Annotated in this window: 18 protein-coding genes; 12 read left to right on the plus strand and 6 right to left on the minus strand. The window is 74.6% G+C overall.

Annotated features, from left to right (window positions below; translation table 11 throughout):
* Positions 1 to 762: Crp/Fnr family transcriptional regulator (locus tag E1300_RS37900; RefSeq protein ID WP_131761952.1), on the minus strand; the 762-nt coding region annotated here is incomplete at its 3' end.
* 4 nt (positions 763 to 766) lie between these two features.
* On the minus strand, positions 767 to 1,255 hold the full coding sequence (locus tag E1300_RS37905) for a hypothetical protein (protein ID WP_131761953.1): 489 nt from the start codon (positions 1,253 to 1,255) through the stop codon (positions 767 to 769).
* A gap of 192 nt (positions 1,256 to 1,447) precedes the next feature.
* Between E1300_RS37905 and E1300_RS37910 the strand changes: the two genes are divergently transcribed.
* Both E1300_RS37910 and E1300_RS37915 read left to right on the plus strand, forming a co-directional pair.
* Complete coding sequence (locus E1300_RS37910; protein ID WP_131761954.1) at positions 1,448 to 2,113, plus strand: MBL fold metallo-hydrolase; 666 nt, start codon at positions 1,448 to 1,450, stop codon at positions 2,111 to 2,113.
* Positions 2,114 to 2,273: 160 nt separating this feature from the next.
* Entirely contained in the window at positions 2,274 to 2,846 is a 573-nt protein-coding gene (locus E1300_RS37915) for an AAA family ATPase (RefSeq protein WP_131761955.1), read from the plus strand.
* A 10-nt stretch (positions 2,847 to 2,856) separates the two neighbouring features.
* Here E1300_RS37915 and E1300_RS37920 read toward each other — a convergent pair whose 3' ends face one another.
* The 3 genes from E1300_RS37920 to E1300_RS37930 all read right to left on the minus strand — a co-directional run bounded on the left by E1300_RS37920 (position 2,857) and on the right by E1300_RS37930 (position 6,837).
* Positions 2,857 to 4,143 carry an alpha/beta hydrolase family protein gene (locus E1300_RS37920; protein ID WP_207400183.1) on the minus strand — a complete coding sequence of 429 codons (1,287 nt, stop codon included), beginning with the start codon at positions 4,141 to 4,143 and terminating at the stop codon, positions 2,857 to 2,859.
* 166 nt (positions 4,144 to 4,309) lie between these two features.
* On the minus strand, positions 4,310 to 5,524 hold the full coding sequence (locus E1300_RS37925) for a PP2C family protein-serine/threonine phosphatase (protein WP_207400184.1): 1,215 nt from the start codon (positions 5,522 to 5,524) through the stop codon (positions 4,310 to 4,312).
* Between the two features lie 83 nt (positions 5,525 to 5,607).
* On the minus strand, positions 5,608 to 6,837 hold the full coding sequence (locus E1300_RS37930) for a helix-turn-helix domain-containing protein (protein ID WP_131761956.1): 1,230 nt from the start codon (positions 6,835 to 6,837) through the stop codon (positions 5,608 to 5,610).
* A 265-nt stretch (positions 6,838 to 7,102) separates the two neighbouring features.
* Between E1300_RS37930 and E1300_RS37935 the strand changes: the two genes are divergently transcribed.
* The 5 genes from E1300_RS37935 to mftR all read left to right on the plus strand — a co-directional run bounded on the left by E1300_RS37935 (position 7,103) and on the right by mftR (position 11,622).
* Positions 7,103 to 8,080, plus strand: a complete 978-nt coding sequence (locus E1300_RS37935) for an ABC transporter substrate-binding protein (protein WP_131761967.1) — start codon at positions 7,103 to 7,105, stop codon at positions 8,078 to 8,080.
* Complete coding sequence (locus E1300_RS37940; RefSeq protein WP_131761957.1) at positions 8,077 to 8,865, plus strand: ABC transporter permease; 789 nt, start codon at positions 8,077 to 8,079, stop codon at positions 8,863 to 8,865. The genes E1300_RS37935 and E1300_RS37940 overlap by 4 nt, the downstream gene beginning before the upstream one ends.
* Positions 8,862 to 9,644, plus strand: coding sequence for an ABC transporter permease (locus E1300_RS37945; protein ID WP_131761958.1), 783 nt, complete (start codon positions 8,862 to 8,864; stop codon positions 9,642 to 9,644). The genes E1300_RS37940 and E1300_RS37945 overlap by 4 nt, the downstream gene beginning before the upstream one ends.
* Positions 9,645 to 9,724: 80 nt before the next feature.
* Positions 9,725 to 10,807, plus strand: a complete 1,083-nt coding sequence (locus E1300_RS37950) for a methyltransferase (protein ID WP_131761959.1) — start codon at positions 9,725 to 9,727, stop codon at positions 10,805 to 10,807.
* Between the two features lie 170 nt (positions 10,808 to 10,977).
* Positions 10,978 to 11,622, plus strand: a complete 645-nt coding sequence (gene mftR, locus E1300_RS37955; RefSeq protein WP_242619649.1) for a mycofactocin system transcriptional regulator MftR — start codon at positions 10,978 to 10,980, stop codon at positions 11,620 to 11,622.
* 12 nt (positions 11,623 to 11,634) lie between these two features.
* Here mftR and mftG read toward each other — a convergent pair whose 3' ends face one another.
* Positions 11,635 to 13,218: a mycofactocin dehydrogenase MftG gene (gene mftG, locus E1300_RS37960; protein WP_131761960.1), complete on the minus strand. Its 1,584-nt coding sequence runs from the start codon at positions 13,216 to 13,218 to the stop codon at positions 11,635 to 11,637.
* Positions 13,219 to 13,341: 123 nt separating this feature from the next.
* Here mftG and mftA point away from each other — a divergent pair, with 123 nt between their 5' ends.
* From mftA to mftE, 5 genes are all read left to right on the plus strand, one after another.
* Positions 13,342 to 13,461 (plus strand): mycofactocin precursor MftA, encoded by a 120-nt coding sequence (gene mftA / locus E1300_RS37965; RefSeq protein WP_131761961.1) that lies wholly within the window; start codon positions 13,342 to 13,344, stop codon positions 13,459 to 13,461.
* A gap of 17 nt (positions 13,462 to 13,478) precedes the next feature.
* Positions 13,479 to 13,754, plus strand: a complete 276-nt coding sequence (gene mftB / locus E1300_RS37970; protein WP_207400185.1) for a mycofactocin biosynthesis chaperone MftB — start codon at positions 13,479 to 13,481, stop codon at positions 13,752 to 13,754.
* Positions 13,751 to 15,037 carry a mycofactocin radical SAM maturase gene (mftC, locus tag E1300_RS37975; RefSeq protein WP_131761962.1) on the plus strand — a complete coding sequence of 429 codons (1,287 nt, stop codon included), beginning with the start codon at positions 13,751 to 13,753 and terminating at the stop codon, positions 15,035 to 15,037. Before mftB ends, mftC begins: the two co-directional genes overlap by 4 nt.
* 71 nt (positions 15,038 to 15,108) lie before the next feature.
* Positions 15,109 to 16,311 (plus strand): pre-mycofactocin synthase MftD, encoded by a 1,203-nt coding sequence (gene mftD, locus E1300_RS37980; protein WP_131761963.1) that lies wholly within the window; start codon positions 15,109 to 15,111, stop codon positions 16,309 to 16,311.
* A gap of 1 nt (position 16,312) precedes the next feature.
* The coding region (gene mftE, locus E1300_RS37985) for a mycofactocin biosynthesis peptidyl-dipeptidase MftE (protein WP_131761964.1) at positions 16,313 to 17,033 on the plus strand (721 nt) is incomplete at its 3' end.

Genomic DNA, 17,033 nt, shown 5'->3' on the forward strand with positions numbered 1-17,033 from the left:
GGTGGCGGCCCGCGCCGGCCCCTCGTGCGCCGCGCCGGAGCCCGCGGCGGGCCACTCGTCGCCCCACGGGCTCGCCGCGCGGCGCAGCTCCTCCCAGTCGAGGACGGTCAGCGGGCGGGGCCTGCGGTCGAGGATCCCCCGCTCCCGCCACAACCGGAACCAGCGCACCAGGGTCTCGCGGGAGATCCCGGCCCAGTTGGCCAGCTCGGCCTGGCTGAGCCGCAGCGGGATCTCGATCCCCCGCGCGGTGCGCTCCCCGAACCGGTGCGCCAGCTCCAGCAGGTGGTAGGCCAGCCGCTGCGGATGCTCGGCCGCCCGCACCGCGTGCCGCCGGCCCCCGTACGTGACGCTCTCGGAGATCGCGTGCATCATCGCCTCGGCGACGCGGGCGTTGGCGGCGAGGAGGCTGCGGAACTTGCGGCGGTCCACCCGCAGCGCCGCGACGTGGTCTAGCGCCGCCACCGTGCCGCGCTGCGGATGCCCCCACGGGCCGAGGACCCCGACCAGGTCGCCCGAGCCGAACAGGTCGATGATCGACTCGTCGCCCTCGCTGGAGTCCACGAACTCCTTGGCCACCGCGTTGCCCGCCGCGCGCGGCACCGCCTTGAAGACCACGTACACGGCGGGGGCGGTCACGCCCTGGTGGCACAGCATCCCGCCCGGGGGGATGTCGGTCCGCCGCCCCATGGCCCGCAGGGCCTGCCGGTCCGTCGGGGCCAGCAGCCCCCAGAAGCTGCCCGGCCGGACGTCGGAGTCGATCACCGGCTCACCCGCCCGCCATCGCCGCCGCGAGCGTCCAGAACAGGAACAGCACCGCCGACGTCACCGCCCACGCGACGGCCTGCCACGACAGCTCGCCGCAGCGGTGCGCCGCCGACAGCAGCCGGCGCAGCTCCACGTCGCGGACCCGCTCGTCCAGCGCGGTGGACGAGGCGAACGGCGTCCACGGCACGCCCGGGTCGACGGGCGCGCCGGTGCGGCCGCGCACCTCGCCGAGCACCGCCACCAGCGTCAGCCGCGACCGGACGACGTAGCCGGCGGAGACGGCGAACGCCCCCGCGAGGACGGGGAGCAGCGCCAGCGCCGCGACGCCGGGCAGCCCCGCCGCCAGCCGCGTCACGGTCCCGACGAGCACCAGGGCGAGGAGCACCACGGCCACCGCGGCGTCCTGGCCGCACAGCCGGACCAGCGCGCAGGCGTGCCCGAGGATGTCCTCCGGGCTCTCCTCGCCGGGTCCGGGACGGAATGCAGTCACCAACGCGCCACCGTCCTCACGGGTCGTTTCCGATCTTCCAACTCCCATCGTGGGGCAACAAGGGGGAAAGCTCCGTCCGCCGGCGCACGACTCGGCTGCGTCTGGTGACGCATTCCCGCGAACGCGGCCGGAGGCCCCTGCGCGCGGCCGCGCATGGTGGAAGATGGTCCCGGTACGACGACGGGAGAATCGATGAGCTACACGGGGAACGTCGAGGTCGGCGGGCGGCCCGACGTCCGCGAGCTGCCGGGCCTGACGGTCACGAAGGTGGCGGTGGGCCCGTACGACAACAACGCCTACATTCTGCGATGCACCGCGACCGGCGAGCAGCTGCTCGTCGACGCGGCCAACGAGGCGCCGCGGCTGCTGGAGCTGGTCGGCGACGGCCCGCTCGCGCGGATCGTGACCACGCACCGGCACCAGGACCACTGGATGGCGCTGAGCGAGGTGGCGCGGGCCACGGGCGCACCCGTCGTCGCCCACCCGCGCGACGCGAACGCGCTGCCCGAGCCGGTCGCCGAGCCGGTCGAGCACGGCGACACCGTCCGCGTCGGCCGCGCGACGCTGGAGGTCGTCCACCTGCGCGGGCACACGCCCGGCTCGATCGCGCTGCTGTACGACGCCGGAGGCGAGCTCGCGGCCGCGCCGCACCTGTTCACCGGCGACAGCCTGTTCCCCGGCGGGGTCGGCAACACCTGGGGCGACCCGACCCTGTTCAAGCAGCTCCTGGCGGACGTCGAGGAGCGCGTCTTCGACCGGCTCCCGGACGCCACCTGGTTCTACCCGGGCCACGGCAAGGACTCCACGCTCGCCCGCGAGCGCCCCTCGCTCCCCGAATGGCGGTCCCGCGGCTGGTGAGCTCCGCCGCGGCCTCCGCGGCTCGCGAGCCCGCCGCGGCCTCCGCGGCGGCCCGGTCCGGCCCTCCGGAACAAGCGGTAGGGAGTGTTCGTTTGTCCAACCACACTTCCACCGTTCTCGGGGCCGAGACCCAGGAGAAGCCATTCACCCACGCAGCGATGTGGACCCAGGACACGCCCTGCGCTATCCCGCGGGCTCGCTGGTGCTCGTCGCCGGCCTGCCCGGAGCGGGCAAGACCACGCTGCTCGACCGGCTGTACCGGCTGCGCGGCGACGAGACGGGACCGGTCCCCGTGGACGGGGTGCGGGTGATCGACTCGCGGCAGTCCCGGAACTGGTGGGCGCGGTTCCTGCGCCCCCTGCCGCCCCGCCTGCGCACCCCCCTCGTCCACGCGACGCACGTGTGGCGCATCGGCCGCGCCGTCGCGGGCGGGCACGGCGTCGTGGCGCACACGCGCGGCACCTGGCCGCACATCCTGCGCGGCTTCACGTGGCTGGCGCGGCTGCGCGGCGGCGAGGTGCACGTCATCCTCATCGACGTGGATCCCGAGACGGCCCGCGCCGGGCAGTTCGCGCGGGGCCGCGCCGTCACCGGCCCCACGTTCGCCCGGCACTGCCGGCGCTGGGGGCCGCTCGTCGAGCGGGCCCGCGACGGCGCCCTCCCGCCCGCCGCCGGGGTCACGGTCCTGGACCGCGCCGCCGCCGACCGGCTGGAGGGCATCCGCTTCGAGTGACCGGCGGCTCTCAGCGCAGGGACGCGAACCAGCGGACGGCCAGCGCCGTGCCCGCCAGGTTCGCCCCGAGATGCCGCGAACCGCCGTAGGTCTTCTCGCCCACGTCCACCACCGGGACGGCCGCTCCGCGCGCTGCGAAGGCCGCCGCGCAGTGGTCGCTGTTCACCGTCGCCGCCTGCTCGTCGCGGCTGATCCTGTAGAGCCGGACCGGGACGCGCGGGGTCCAGGCGGTGCAGACCTCGGCGTCCACGCGCAGCGCCGCGGCGAGGGTCCCGGACGGGTGCCGCAGCAGCGCGAACCCGCGCGGTGTGAGCAGCTCGTCCACGGTGTCCGGCAGGCCCTCCAGCATGACCTGCCCGGGGGTCGTGCCGTCGAAGTACTTCTCGACGTGACTCGCGTACGGCTCCTGGAAGAGGTCCGACGGCGTCCGGTAGAGCCCGCCGTGGATGCGGTTCCAGGACACGAGCAGGTACGACACGTACGCGACGGACATCTTCGGGTCCAGCTTGCCGTCCAGCAGCGCGGGCAGTTCGGCGCCCCGGAAGTCGTAGGCGCCGGCGATCGGCGCCACGGCCCGCAGCCGGAACCGCGGGTCGGCCCCGCCCTGGAGCGCCCGCGCCAGGCCCAGCGCGGACGAGGCGCCCTGGGAGAACCCGGTGACGAACACCTGGCCGTCCAGGGTCCTGCCCTTGCGCGGGACGAACTGGTGGGCCGCGCGGAGCATGTCCAGGGACGCGGACGTCTCCGACGGCACGTCCTTCCAGGGATGCACGCCGGGCCCCTCCCCCAGGCCCAGGTAGTCGGGCGCGACCGCCGCGAAACCGGCCGACCCGTACGTGACGGCCGGGCCGGGACCCCACACATCCTCGGCCATGGACGGGGCGTCGGCCTTGAGGCTGGCGGTGCCGTGCGTGTACGAGACGGTGCTGAGCCGCCGGTCCGCGCTGCGCGGCAGGACGAGCAGGCCGCTGGCCGTGGTCGCCCGGCCCCGCGTGTCGACGGTGCGGTAGACCAGCCGGTAGGTGTCCACCCCGTACCGGACGGACGCGGCGTCGAAGTCCTCCTCCGCCAGCCACGTGCGCACCTTCTCCGCGGACATGCCGCCGAGATGCCGGGCGGAGACCAGTTCGCCCCTGGCGACCCGGGTCTGGGCACTCCCTTGCTGCGCGGCGGCGGGTCCCGGCGCCGGTCCGTCCGCGAGCGCGGGGACGGCCGCCGCGCCGATGAGCGCGGCGGTGACCGCCGCGCAGGCGGTCCCGGCCATCAGGCGGGTCGTTCGGGGGGTTCGCCGAGTCATGGTGCGTCCTTCCGGATCGGTTCGGATGGCGTCCAGCCTCCGACCGCGGGGTCCGGACGGGCATCGCGCGGCGTGGTGATTCCCGAACCGCTACCTGGGAGGGCCGGGGTCCGCCTCGCCTCCCCCTCGGGGAGCCCTCGACGGAGACCTTCGTCCCGACCGGCGCTCAGGCTCCGCGCCGCACCACCAGTAGGGCGACGTCGTCCTCGGTGGGACGGCGGCCGATGAGCGCCGCCATCACGGCGGCGGTGACCGCCTCCGGCGGACCGGCGTACACGGTCTCGCACAGCCGGCCGATGCCGCTGTCGACCGTGTCGTCGCGCCGCTCCACCAGGCCGTCGGTGTAGAAGCAGAGCACCGCGCCCGGGGGCACGGCGACGGCGGTGGTGTGGCGGGCCGTGTCCTCCCCGAAGCCGATCAGGACGTCGGTCTTCATGCTCACCGGGTGTCCCGCCTCCCCGGGCAGGGCCAGCACCGGGGGCCAGTGGCCGGCCGACGACAGCCGCGCCTCGTTGCTCGCGAGGTCCCACACCGCGTACAGCACGGTCGCCGTCGCCTCCGGCTCGAAGTGCTGGATCTTGCGGTTGAGCTTGCGCAGGACCTCGGCGGGATCGGTGGTCTCCAGCGCGTAGGCCCGCAGCGCGCTGCGCATCCGCCCCATGACCACGGCGGCCCCGAGCCCGTGCCCGGCCACGTCGCCCATGACGATGCCGACCTCGCCCGAGGGGAGGGTGAAGGCGTCGTACCAGTCCCCGCCCACGCTCTCGGCGCCGGGACGGTAGCGCGCGGCCCACTCCACGCCGCGCACGGCCGGAAGCGCCGTCGGCACGAGGCTGCGCTGGAGCTCCAGGGCGCCGGCGCGCTCGGCCCGGCTGAGCAGCGACTGCACCGCCATCGCGGCGCGGGCGGCGGCGAGCTGCAACAGCGCGGTCTCGTCCTCGGTGAACCGGCGGGCGGTGACCGTGCCCACGTGCAGGACGCCCACCAGCGTGCCGCCGGCGACCAGCGGGACGCCCAGCAGCGAGCGGAGGCCCCGCTTCACCAGGAGGGGGTTGAACACGTTCGCGGCGGCCACGTCCTCGATGGCGACCGGCCGCCGGTCCGCGGCCACGCGCCCGGCGAAGCCCTCGCCGACCGGGACGTGCGCGGCCTGCCTGACCTCCTCCTCGATGCCCTTGGCGGCGGTGGCCACCAGGTACCGCTCCTGGCGGTCGAGCAGCAGGACCACGGCGGTGTCGACGGAGAGGACCTGGCGGACGCGTTCGAGGAGGCTGTCCAGGAACCCTTCGACGTCCAGCTGGGTGAACGCGTCGTCGGTGATCGCCTGGATGTTCTCCAGCTTCCGGGCGACTTCCCCCGAACCATCCGAAATCTCTGCCACATGACAACTCTATGAGGTGGCTCGTGGCGTTGGGCCACGGGCTCGTCACTGTCAGTGCGGGGCGGCGGTCGCGGTCCCCGGATTCAGGCGCGGGCAGGGATGTGGCGGGGGTGGTGGCCGGGTGTCCGGCATTCGCAGGCGGGGACCGAGGCGGTCACGATGAGGTCGCGGAGGTCCTGGGTGAGCGGGAGGTCGCGGGCGGGGGCGGGCAGGGCGTCGAAGACGCGGGTCGCGAGGCGGACCACCGGGGCCGTGCGCTGGCCGGGCGGCAGCTCGGCGATCACCTCGGCGGCCCGCTTCAGGCCCTCCTCGGCCCGGCCGGCGCGGACGAGCGCCCACGCCAGCTTGAGGCCCGCCTGGGCGCGGTCGCGGACCAGCCCCGGGTCCAGGGCCTTGAGCTCCACGCCGAGCTCGTCGACGACGCCGGCGTCGCCGAGCTCGGCGAGGACGGCGGTGCGCGCGGCGAGGAAGCGCCGGTCCGGCCATCCCCAGGTGGCCAGGTGCTCCTCGCGGAGCTCGGCGGGCAGCGCCGGCGCCAGCGCTTCGAGCGCGGCCAGCTCCGCGCGGGCGGCCGCCGGGTCGTCGTGGGCGAGGATCTGCGCGCGGGCCGCCGTCGCCTCGGCTAACCCGGCGCACGGCAGGTCCCCGACCAGGTCCGCGGTCTCGTCCGCCAGCCGGTTCGCCAGCGTCAGCAGGCCGATGCCGTGCATGGTCAGAGCGTGCCGACCGCAGATCTGGGCGTCCAGCAGGACGTCGCCGGACGAGGCCGCCATCGACCTGGCCGTCCGCCACCAGCGCGCCGCCGCGGGCGGTCCGCCGGCCTCGACCAGCGCGATCGCCATCACCGCGGCCATCTGGGCGCCGACCTTCAGCAGGCCGGCGCGCGCCTGGTCCGCGCCCGCCTCGTCCAGCGCGCGGCGCAGCTCGGCGAAGTCGGCGGCGAGGTCGTCGACGATGCCCTCGGGCGGGAGCATGGGGAGGAAGCAGGCGTAGCCATAGGCGGCCTGCTCCCAGTCGGTGAGCATGCGCGGGGCCTCCGCCGTCCAGGCCCGCGGGCCGCCGGGGGCGGGCTCGCGCTCGCCGGGGCCCTCGGCGGGGGCGTCCGCGGAGTCCTCGTCCAGGATCCGGTTGAGCTCCCGCGCGGAGATGCCGAGCGCGGCCGCGAGGGCGGGCCGGCGCGACGGGCCGATGCCCAGCGTGCCCCGCTCCCAGCGCTGCGCGGTCACCACGTGGACCCCGATCTCCACGGCGAGCGTCTCCTGGGTGTGACCAGCATTTCTGCGGGCTTTCGCCAGCCGTTCCCGCCGAGCCATCGCGCGCTTTCACCTCTCGTGATCATCAAGACGGCTCAATCTAAGCGATGAACGACCGGGATGCGGGAAGTATGCGGAAAAACTGCGCCGTTGCGGGCATCCGTAATCCGCCAACGCCCCGTTACCTGATGGCTTCCCGAGCCCGGCCGGCGGAACGCTGGGTTCACGCTGTGCCGAGGCTGTGCGGACAGCGCACGCCGATACCCGACGCTGGGAAAACGTTTATTGCCGCCGCCCCGGCCTTCCGCTGGGATCATCACCCATGATGCTTCGGAGGCGACAAATATTCCTCGCCGGGCTGACCGCGATCACGCTGTCACTGTCGGCGTGCGGTGGCTCCGGCGCAGATGGGAACGGGTCCGGGCCAGAGAAGACGAAGCTGGTCGTGGGAACGCTTCCCGTCCCAGACGCTGCACCACTTTTCATCGCGATACAGAAGGGCTTCTTCAAGGAAGAGGGCCTGACCGTTAAACCGGAAATCGTGCCGAACGGACCGGCGTCCGGGCCGAAACTCCAGGCCGGGACAATGGACTTCTCCCTCGCCAACTACGTCAGCGCCTTCGTGGCCACGTCGAAGGGCGCCCTGAAGTGGCGCTTCGTCGCCGACTCCTACCGGGCCGGGCCCAACACGTTCGTGCTGCTGGCACCGAAGGACGCCAATACCAGGAAGGTGGAGGATCTCAAGGGCAAGACCATCGCGGTCGCGTCGCTGAAGTCGATCAACACGATCGCGATCGCCTCGCTGCTGGAGGCGCACGGGCTCAAGGAGACCGAAGTCAAGTTCAAGGAGCTCCCGTTCCCGCAGATGCCGGCCGCGCTGAAGACCAAGCAGGTCGACGTCGTCTGCGTCACCGAGCCGACGAACACGGTGATCCAGAGCCAGCAGGGCACCGTCGCGGTCGCCGACATCATGACCGGCGCGACGGAGAGCTTCCCCGTCGCGGGCTGGGCGACGCTGGAGCCGTACGTCCGCAAGTACCCGAAGACGATCGCCGCCTTCCAGCGGGCGATGAGCAAGGCCCAGAAGATCGCCGCCACCGACCGGCGGTCGGTCGAGCAGGTGCTGCCGACCTACACGCAGATCAAGCCCGACACGGCCTCGGTGATCACCCTTGGGACGTTCCCGACCTCGCTCAACTCCATCGCCCTCCAGCGCGTCCCCGACCTGCTGCTCAAGTTCGGGTACATCCCGTCCCGGATCGACGCCAAGACGCTGATCGTGCCCGAGCCCAGCGCCAAATGACCCGTTCGCTCCTCACCGCACGCCGCGGGCTCCGCGGCGTGCTCGGCGCGGTGGTGCTCCTCGCCGCCGCGGAGGCGGCGATCCGCGCGGGCGGCGCCGACCCGACCGTCCTCCCCCCGCCGACGGCCGTCCTCCGCCGCGCGTTCGGGCTCGCGGGGAACGCCGAGTGGCTCCGGAGCGTCGCCGCCACCCTCACGGTGGCGGCGTTCGGGCTGCTCATCGCCATCGCCGTCGCCGTGCCGGTGGGCCTGCTGTTCGGCGGCCTGCCCGGCGTGGAGACGGTCACGCGGCCGGTGCTGGAGTTCCTGCGCCCGCTGCCGTCGGTGGCGATCGCGCCGCTGGCCCTGCTGGTCCTCCAGGACGAGCAGGGCATGAAACTGCTGGTCATCGGCTACGCGGCGTCCTGGCCCGTGCTGGTCAACACCATGTACGGGCTGGCCGAGGTCGACCCGCAGGCCAAGGACACCCTCCGCGCCTACGGGTTCGGGACGCCGGCCGTGCTGTGGCGGGTGTCGCTGCCGAGCGCGGCGCCGTTCATCGCGACCGGCGTCCGGCTCGCCGCCTCCGTCGCGCTCATCGTCGCGGTGAGCGTGGAGCTGATCTCCGGCGGCAGCAGCGGGATCGGCGTCTTCATGATTCAGGTGGGCAGCGGCTACGAGACCGACCTGGCCATCGGGACGGCGCTGTGGGCCGGGGCGCTCGGCCTCGCGGTCGACGCCCTGCTCGGCGGCGCCGAGCGTCGGCTGTTCCGCTGGAACGTGGCACGACTCGGAGCCCAGCGGTGAACCCGGTCGCGCGCAACGGCGCCCGCCTGGCGCTCGTCGCCGCCCTCGTCCTCGCCTGGGAGGCGGCCACGCGGCGGGCTGAGGAGCCGTTCTTCCCGACGCCCTGGCAGATCGCGACGCAGCTCCGCCGGCTGTGGTTCTCCGGGCCGGCCGCCCGGCTCTGGATGACCGACGACGCGGTCGCCAACCTGCTGCCCAGCCTCGCCCGGCTGCTCGGCGGGTTCGCGCTCGCGAGCCTCGCCGGCCTGGTCCTCGGGCTGGTCGTCGGGCGCTCGTCGGTCGGCGACTTCGTCGAGCCGGCGCTCCGGTTCTGCCGGGCGATCCCGCCGCCCGCGCTGCTGCCGGTCTTCCTCGCGATCTTCAAGGTCGGCACGCAGATGCAGATCGCGACGATCGTGTTCGGGGTGATCTGGCCGGTGCTGATCAACACCGCGGAGGGCGCGCGGGGCGTGGACGGCCAGTTCATGGACACGGCCCGGGTGTTCCGGCTCACCCCGGCGCAGCGGCTGTTCAGGATCATCCTGCCCGCCGCCGCCCCGAAGGTCTTCGCCGGGCTGCGGCTGTCGCTGTCGCTCTCGCTGATCCTGATGGTCATCTCCGAACTCGTGGCCAGCACGAACGGGATCGGGTTCAAACTGCTCCTGGAGACCCAGCGCACCTTCGACCTGCCCGCGATGTGGGGCGGGCTCGTGGTGCTCGGCGTCCTCGGCTTCCTCCTCAACACCCTGCTGCTCGCCGTGGAGCGGCGCCTGCTCGCCTGGAACCGGCGGGACGCCTGACCCCCGCCCGGCGCCGCGCCCGCGGACACCAATCCCCCGCCCTCCGGTCCCGGACGACCGGACGCACACAGGAAGGCCCCATGACCGACCCATCCGACACCGGCCCCTCCGCCGTCGACCCGTCCGCCAAGGACCTCGTGGCCGACGGCGACCCCCGCTCCACCATCTGGGAGCTGATCTACGGGCAGTGGCGGTTCGCCGTCCTCACCGCGGTGGTCGACCTCAGCCTCGCCGACCTCCTCGCCGGCGGGCCGCTGACCGTGCCGGAGCTCGCCGAGCGCGCCGGCTTCCACGAGCCGGAGCTCGGCCGGCTGCTGCGCACCGCCGCCGCCATCGGGCTCGTCCGGACGACCGCGCCCGGCACCTACGCCCTCACCCCGGCGGGCGAGGCGCTGCGCGCCGACGCCCCCGACTCCATGCGCTCGAACGTGGTCGTGCAGACCAACCCGGTCCTCCTCGGCGCCATGGGCGACCTCGCCACCGCCGTGCACACCGGCCGGACGGCGTTCGCCGCCCGGTACCGGAGCACCTACGGCTACCTGGAGGAGGACGCCGAGCTGCGGCGCGAGTTCGACGCCTTCATGGCGACGCGGTCGAAGGGCATCGCCCACGCGACCGCGGACGCCTACGACTTCACCGGGATCGGCACGCTCGCCGACGTCGGCGGCGGCAACGGCAGCATCGTCGCGACGGTCCTGCGGGCCAACCCCGAGCTGCGGGGCATCCTGTTCGACCTGCCGTCTGCCGTCCCGTCGGCCCGCGAGCACCTGGCGGCCGAGGGGGTCGCCGACCGGTGCGAGGTCGTCGCCGGTGACTTCTTCTCCGACGTCCCCAAGGCCGACGCCTACCTGCTGTCCAACATCGTCCACAACTGGGGCGACGAGGACGCCGTGCGCATCCTGGCCAACGTCCGGTCCGCCATGCCGGACGGCGGGCGGGTGCTGCTGCTCGACATGCTCCTCCCCGACGACGACCGGCCGCACGTCGGCAAGTACCTCGACATGCGGATGATGGCGCTGTTCGACGGCGGCCGGGAGCGCGGCCGCGACGAGTACCTGGGCCTGCTCCGCGAGGCCGGGCTGGAGGCCACGCGGGTGATCGACCTGCCGTACGCGCTGAGCCTCATCGAGGCCGTCCCCGCCCGGACCGGGCCGGCATCGTGAAGCAGAACCCGTAGAGCGGGCCCCGTAACGCGGTCATCGGCGCAGCGGCGTCGTTGAGCGGGCTCCGTGGGGCAGGGTCGTGGCCGCCGTCCGGCGCGGGCGGGGGGCGCGGCCCTGCTCGTCGCTCCGGTGGCTGACGGCCGCGGCGGGGACGTGGGAACCTGGTGCGCGTGGCAGCGGGCAGTGGCAGGGACGTCGCCCAGCGGGGCATGGGCCGGCCGCGTGCGACCTCGCGGGCCGCGATGGAGCGGCTGGCGTTCGAGCTGTTCGCCCGGCAGGGCTTCGACGCGACGACCGTCGACGACATCGCCCGCGCCGCGGGGATCGCGCGCCGGACGTTCTTCCGCTACTTCGCGTCCAAGAACGACCTGGTCTGGGGCGATTTCGAGGAGCACCTGCAGAAGCTGCGGAAGCTCTTCGACGAGGCCGATCCGCGCGTCCCGACGATGGACGTGGTGCGCGCCGCCGTGGTCGAGTTCAACCGGTTCGACCCGGTGGACGTGCCCTGGCACCGGCAGCGCATGGAGCTGATCCTCGGGGTGCCGACGCTCCAGGCCGACGCCACCCTGCGGTACGCCGCCTGGCGCGCGGTCGTCACCGGGTTCGTCGCCGGGCGCACCGGCCTGCCGGCGTCGGAGCCGTCGCTGCGGCTCTGCGGGTACGTCGTGCTCGCCGCGTCGGTCTCCGCGTACGAGCAGTGGCTGTCGTGCGAGGCGCCGCCGCCGCTCTCGGACCTGCTGGACGCGGCGATCCGGCACGTCGGGTCCGGCATGACGGCGATGCTGGAGGAGGCCGCGCCCGCGGCGGGGGCCTGACCGGCGGCGCGGTCAGCCGTCTTCGCGGCGCATGGCGCCGGCGATCACCTCGCCGATGAGGACGGCGGTCGCGGCGGGGCCGCGCAGCGGCGCGGTCGGCAGGATGGACGTGTCGGCGACGCGGAGCCCGGTCAGGCCGTGCACCCGGCCCTGCGCGTCCACGGCGGAGCCGGCGCCGGCGGGGCCCATCGGGACGGTGCCGCAGGTGTGCTGGGCCGTGCCGAGACGCTCCCGGATCCACGCGTCGAGCGTCCGGTCGTCGGCCAGCGTGTCCGCGTCGAACCCGGCCAGTCCCTCGGAGACCGCGCCGAAGGCCTTGGACGCCACGATCTCGGCCGTCGCACGGACCGCTTCGCGCATCCGGCGCCGGTCGTCCCCGGTGCCGAGGTAGCCGTAGTCGACGAGGGGCGGGACGTCGGGGTCGTCCGACACGGTGCGCAGCCCGCCGGTGGTCCGCGGCGTCTGGACGGACGCGAAGAACGCCAGCGGCGCGCCGGGGACGGACGCCGCCCCGGTGACGAGGCCCGCCATGGGGACGAGCGACTGGAGGACCTCCAGGTCCCCGGCCGCGTTCCCGTCCGAGGAGCGCAGGTGCAGGGCCCCGCCGAGCCAGGAGCCGGACGGTGCGGCCATCGGCCGGCGCGGCGCCCACTCCACGACGACCTGCGGGTGGTCGCTGAGCGCGGCGCCGACGGCGGGGAGGTCGTGGACGGCCGCGATACCGGCGCGGGCGAGGTCGTCCGCCGGGCCGATCCCGGACAGGTGCAGCAGGTGCGGTGACGCGAGGGCGCCCGCGCACAGCACGATCTCCGGTGCCTCCAGGACCGCCGGACGGCCCGCCCGCCCGATGACGACGCCCGTCGCCCGGCCGCGGCGCACGGTGACCGACCGCACCGCGCGGTCGCCCATGACCGTGAGGTTCGGGCGCGCGGCCGCCGCGCCGAGCAGGTAGGCGATCCCGGTGTTGATCCGGCGGCCGTCCACGGTGTTGGTGGGCACGGGCCCGAATCCGGGCGGCCGCTGGTCGTTCTTGTCGGGTTCGTCCGGATAGCCCAGCTCGGAGGCGGCCGTCCGGAACGCGGCGGCGGCGGGGTGCAGCAGGCCGGTGCGGCGCACGGGCATCGGCCCGCGCCCGCCGTGCGGCGAGGCGGCGATCTCTTGGTCGGCCGCCGGGCCATGGTCGAGGTCCGTCTCCAGGGCCCGCAGGTACGGCAGGACGCGGTCGTACGACCACAGCGGATCGCCCGCGGCGGCGGACCAGCGGTCGAAGTCCTCCCGCCGGGCCCTGATGAAGTAGCCGCCGTTGACGGTGGTCGAACCGCCTAGGTAGCGCCCCCGGGCCGCCTCATAGGGCATGTCCGGCCTGAGCCGGGCCGCGTACATGCGGACGGCGGCGCGTCCCGGCCGGGCTCCGGGGACGGCCAGCGCGTCCAGCAGCTCTGGCGGGAACGCGGCGAGGGAGGCGGGCGCGGGCCCGGCCTCCAGGAGCAGGACCTCGCGCGCCGGGTCCTCGCTGAGCCGGGACGCCAGGACGGCGCCGCTGCCGCCCGCGCCGACGACGATGACGTCGGGGCGCCGGTCTCCGGACTCCACCATGCCGTCCCCCTCCGGCGCCTTCCTTTTGGCACTCGGTGCACTTAGTATCGCGGACACGTGGCGCGGCCGCACCCACCGGCGCGGCCGGCACCGCCCGACGGCTCGCACGGCTCAGGAGGATCCATGGACACCGCCGCCCCCGACCAGGCCGAGAAGCAGACCGACGACACCGCCGAGGAGCTCGCCGCCGCCGAGTCCCTGATCGAGGAGGTCTCGATCGACGGCATGTGCGGCGTCTACTAGGCCGTCCGGAAAGCCCCGTGCCCGGGATCGACATCGACCGCGCCTGGGACCTGCACCCGCAGGTCTCGGTGCGGCCCGAACCGTTCGGCGCCCTCCTCTACCACTTCGGCACCCGCAAGCTGTCCTTCCTGAAGGACCGCCGCCTGCTGGAGGTCGTCCGGTCCCTGGAGGACGCGCCCACCGCCCGCGCCGCCTGCACGGCGGCCGGGGTGCCCGACTCCGACCTGGCCCGGTACTCCGCGGCGCTGGCCGCCCTGGTCCGGTCGCGGATGGTCGTCGAAAGGACCCCATGACCGCCGACCCCGCAACGAGCGCCGCCGCACCCGCCATGGAACGGGCCCTCGGACCCAGTGCCGGGACGCGGCTTGTCGACCTGTTCGAACGCGGTCTCGACGCGCCGATCTGCCTGACCTGGGAGCTCACCTACGCCTGCAACCTGGCCTGCGCGCACTGCCTGTCGTCGTCGGGGCGGCGCGACCCGCGCGAGCTGTCCACCGCCGAGGCCAAGGCCGTCATCGACGAGCTGGAGGCCATGCAGGTCTTCTACGTCAACATCGGCGGCGGCGAGCCGACCGTCCGCTCCGACTTCTGGGAGCTGCTCGACTACGCCACCGCCCACCACGTCGGCGTGAAGTTCTCCACCAACGGCGTCCGCATCACGCCGGAGGCGGCGCGGCGCCTCGCCGCCAACGACTACGTCGACGTGCAGATCTCGCTGGACGGCGCGACCCCCGACGTCAACGACGCGGTCCGCGGCCCCGGCTCCTACGACACCGCCCTGCGCGCCATGCGCAACCTGCGCGACGCCGGGATGCGGAACTTCAAGCTGTCGGTGGTGTGCACCCGGCACAACATCCCGCAGATGGACGCGTTCAAGGCGATCGCCGACGAGTACGGCGCGCAGCTCCGGCTGACCCGGCTGCGGCCGTCCGGGCGCGGCGCCGACGTGTGGGACGAGCTGCACCCGACCGCCGCCCAGCAGCGGGAGCTGTACGACTGGCTCGTCGCGCACGGCGAGGACGTCCTGACCGGCGACTCGTTCTTCCATCTGTCGGCCTACGGGCAGGCCCTCCCCGGCCTCAACCTGTGCGGCGCCGGGCGGGTGGTGTGCCTGATCGACCCGGTCGGCGACGTCTACGCCTGCCCGTTCGCCATCCACGACGCGTTCCTCGCCGGGAACGTCCGGGAGCCCGGCGGGTTCGCGGGGGTGTGGCGCGAGTCGGAGCTGTTCCGCGGCCTGCGCGAGCCGCAGAACGGCGGCGCGTGCGCGTCCTGCTCCTTCTACGACACGTGCAAGGGCGGCTGCATGGCCGCCAAGTTCTTCACCGGGCTGCCGCTGGACGGGCCGGACCCCGAATGCGTCCAGGGCCACGGCGAGCGGCTGCTGGCCGCGCGGCCCGAGGACCGGGCGGGCATCCCCAGGCCGTCCGCCGACCACTCCCGCGGGACCTCCCGCGGAACCGCGCCCGCCCGCCGGGGGCCGGTGCCGCTGACGCTCACCCGCCGGCCCGACCCGGACCGTCCGCCGGTGAGCGCCTGCGCCGAAGACCCCTTGGCCGGCCTCCGCATCCCTTAGGCCGCACCATCCGTCCCGGGCGGCGGAGGGGCCCGCGCCCCGGCCGCCGCCCTCGCGAGGAGACAACCCCGATGCCGAGAAACCCCTGGTTCGAGACCGTCGCCGAGGCCCAGCGCCGGGCCAAGAAGCGGCTGCCCTACATGGTGTACGGCGCGCTGCTCGCCGGTTCCGAGCGCGGCCGGACCGCCCACGGCAACACCGCCGCGTTCGCCGAGCTGGGCTTCGCGCCCCACGTCGCCGGGCACCACGCGAACCGGGACCTGTCCACCACGGTGCTGGGCGTCGAGACCTCGATGCCCGTGCTCATCTCCCCCACCGGCGTCCAGGCGGTGGACCCGGACGGCGAGGTCGCGGTGGCGCGCGCCGCCGCGAACCGCGGCGTCATCATGGGGCTGAGCTCGTTCGCCAGCAAGCCCATCGAAGAGGTCGCCGCCGCCAACCCGAACGTCTTCTTCCAGATGTACTGGAGCGGCGACCGCGACACGATGGTCCGGCGCATGGACCGGGCGCGGGCGGCCGGCGCCAAGGCGCTCATCGCCACCCTCGACTGGTCGTTCTCCAACGGCCGCGACTGGGGCAGCCCCGTCATCCCCGAGAGGATCGACCTGAAGACCGCGGTGAAGCTGGCGCCGGGCGTCCTGCCGCACCCCGGCTGGCTGTGGCGGTTCGCGAAGACCAAGCGCATCCCCGACCTCACCGCCCCGAACCTCGCGTCGGCGGACGGCTCGGTCCCGACGTTCTTCGGCGCCTACGGCGAGTGGATGCAGACCCCGCCGCCCACCTGGGAGGACGTCGCCTGGCTCCGCAAGGAGTGGGGCGGCCCGTTCATGCTGAAGGGCGTCACCCGCGTGGACGACGCCAGGAAGGCCGTGGACGCGGGCGTCACCGCCATCTCGGTCTCCAACCACGGCGGCAACAACCTCGACACCACCCCCGCGACCATCCGCGTCCTGCCGTCCATCGCCGAGGCGGTCGGCGACCAGGTCGAGGTCCTCCTCGACGGCGGGATCCGGCGCGGCGGCGACGTCGCCAAGGCCCTCGCGCTCGGCGCCCGCGCCGTCCTCATCGGCCGCGCCTACCTGTGGGGCCTCGCCGCCAACGGGCAGGCCGGGGTCGAGAACGTCCTCGACATCCTGCGCGGCGGCCTCGACTCCGCCGTCCTCGGCCTCGGCCGTGCCGGCGTCCACGAGCTGTCCGCGGACGACCTCGTCGTCCCGCCCGGCTTCCGCCTCACCCTGGGCGGGAGCGACGCGCCCGGCGACCCGGCGAGCTGACGTGGCCGGCGCGGCGACCCGCGACCTGGCCGGATCCGCCTGGCCCGACATCCCGGCGGATCCGCTGGTGCTGGTCCCGGTCGGCTCGACCGAGCAGCACGGCCCGCACCTGCCGCTCTCCACCGACACGGTGATCGCGCAGGCCGTCGCCGAGCGCGCGGCCGGCGTCCTCGAAGCCCGGTCCGGCGGACCCGTCCTCGTCGCCCCGGCCATCGCCTACGGCGCCAGCGGCGAGCACGCCGGCTTCCCCGGGACGGTGTCCATCGGACACGACGCGCTGCGCACCGTGCTGGTCGAGGCCGTCCGCTCGCTCGCGCTGTGGGCCGGACGCGTCGTCCTCGTCAACGGGCACGGCGGCAACGTCCCCACCCTCGACGCCGCAGTGGGCCGGATGCGCGCCGAAGGCCACGACGTCGGCTGGACCGCCTGCGAGGTCCCCGGCGACGCGCACGCCGGGTCCACCGAGACCTCGGTGATGCTGCACCTGGCCCCGCACCTCGTCCGCCCGTTCGGCGCGGTCACCGGCGACGCCCGCCCGCTGGCGGAGCTGATGCCCGACCTGGTCGCCCGGGGCGTCCGCGCCGTCTCGCCGACCGGCGTCCTCGGCGACCCGGCGGGCGCGTCCGGCGAGCGGGGGCGCGTGCTCCTGGAGGCGATGGTCGCGGCCGTCGTCCGCCGGATCGGCGGCGGGCGCGCGGACGCCCGCGGACGCCTCGTCCCCT

The sequence above is a fragment of the Actinomadura fibrosa genome (assembly GCF_900659615.1).
In the GTDB taxonomy this organism is placed as follows: domain Bacteria; phylum Actinomycetota; class Actinomycetes; order Streptosporangiales; family Streptosporangiaceae; genus Spirillospora; species Spirillospora fibrosa.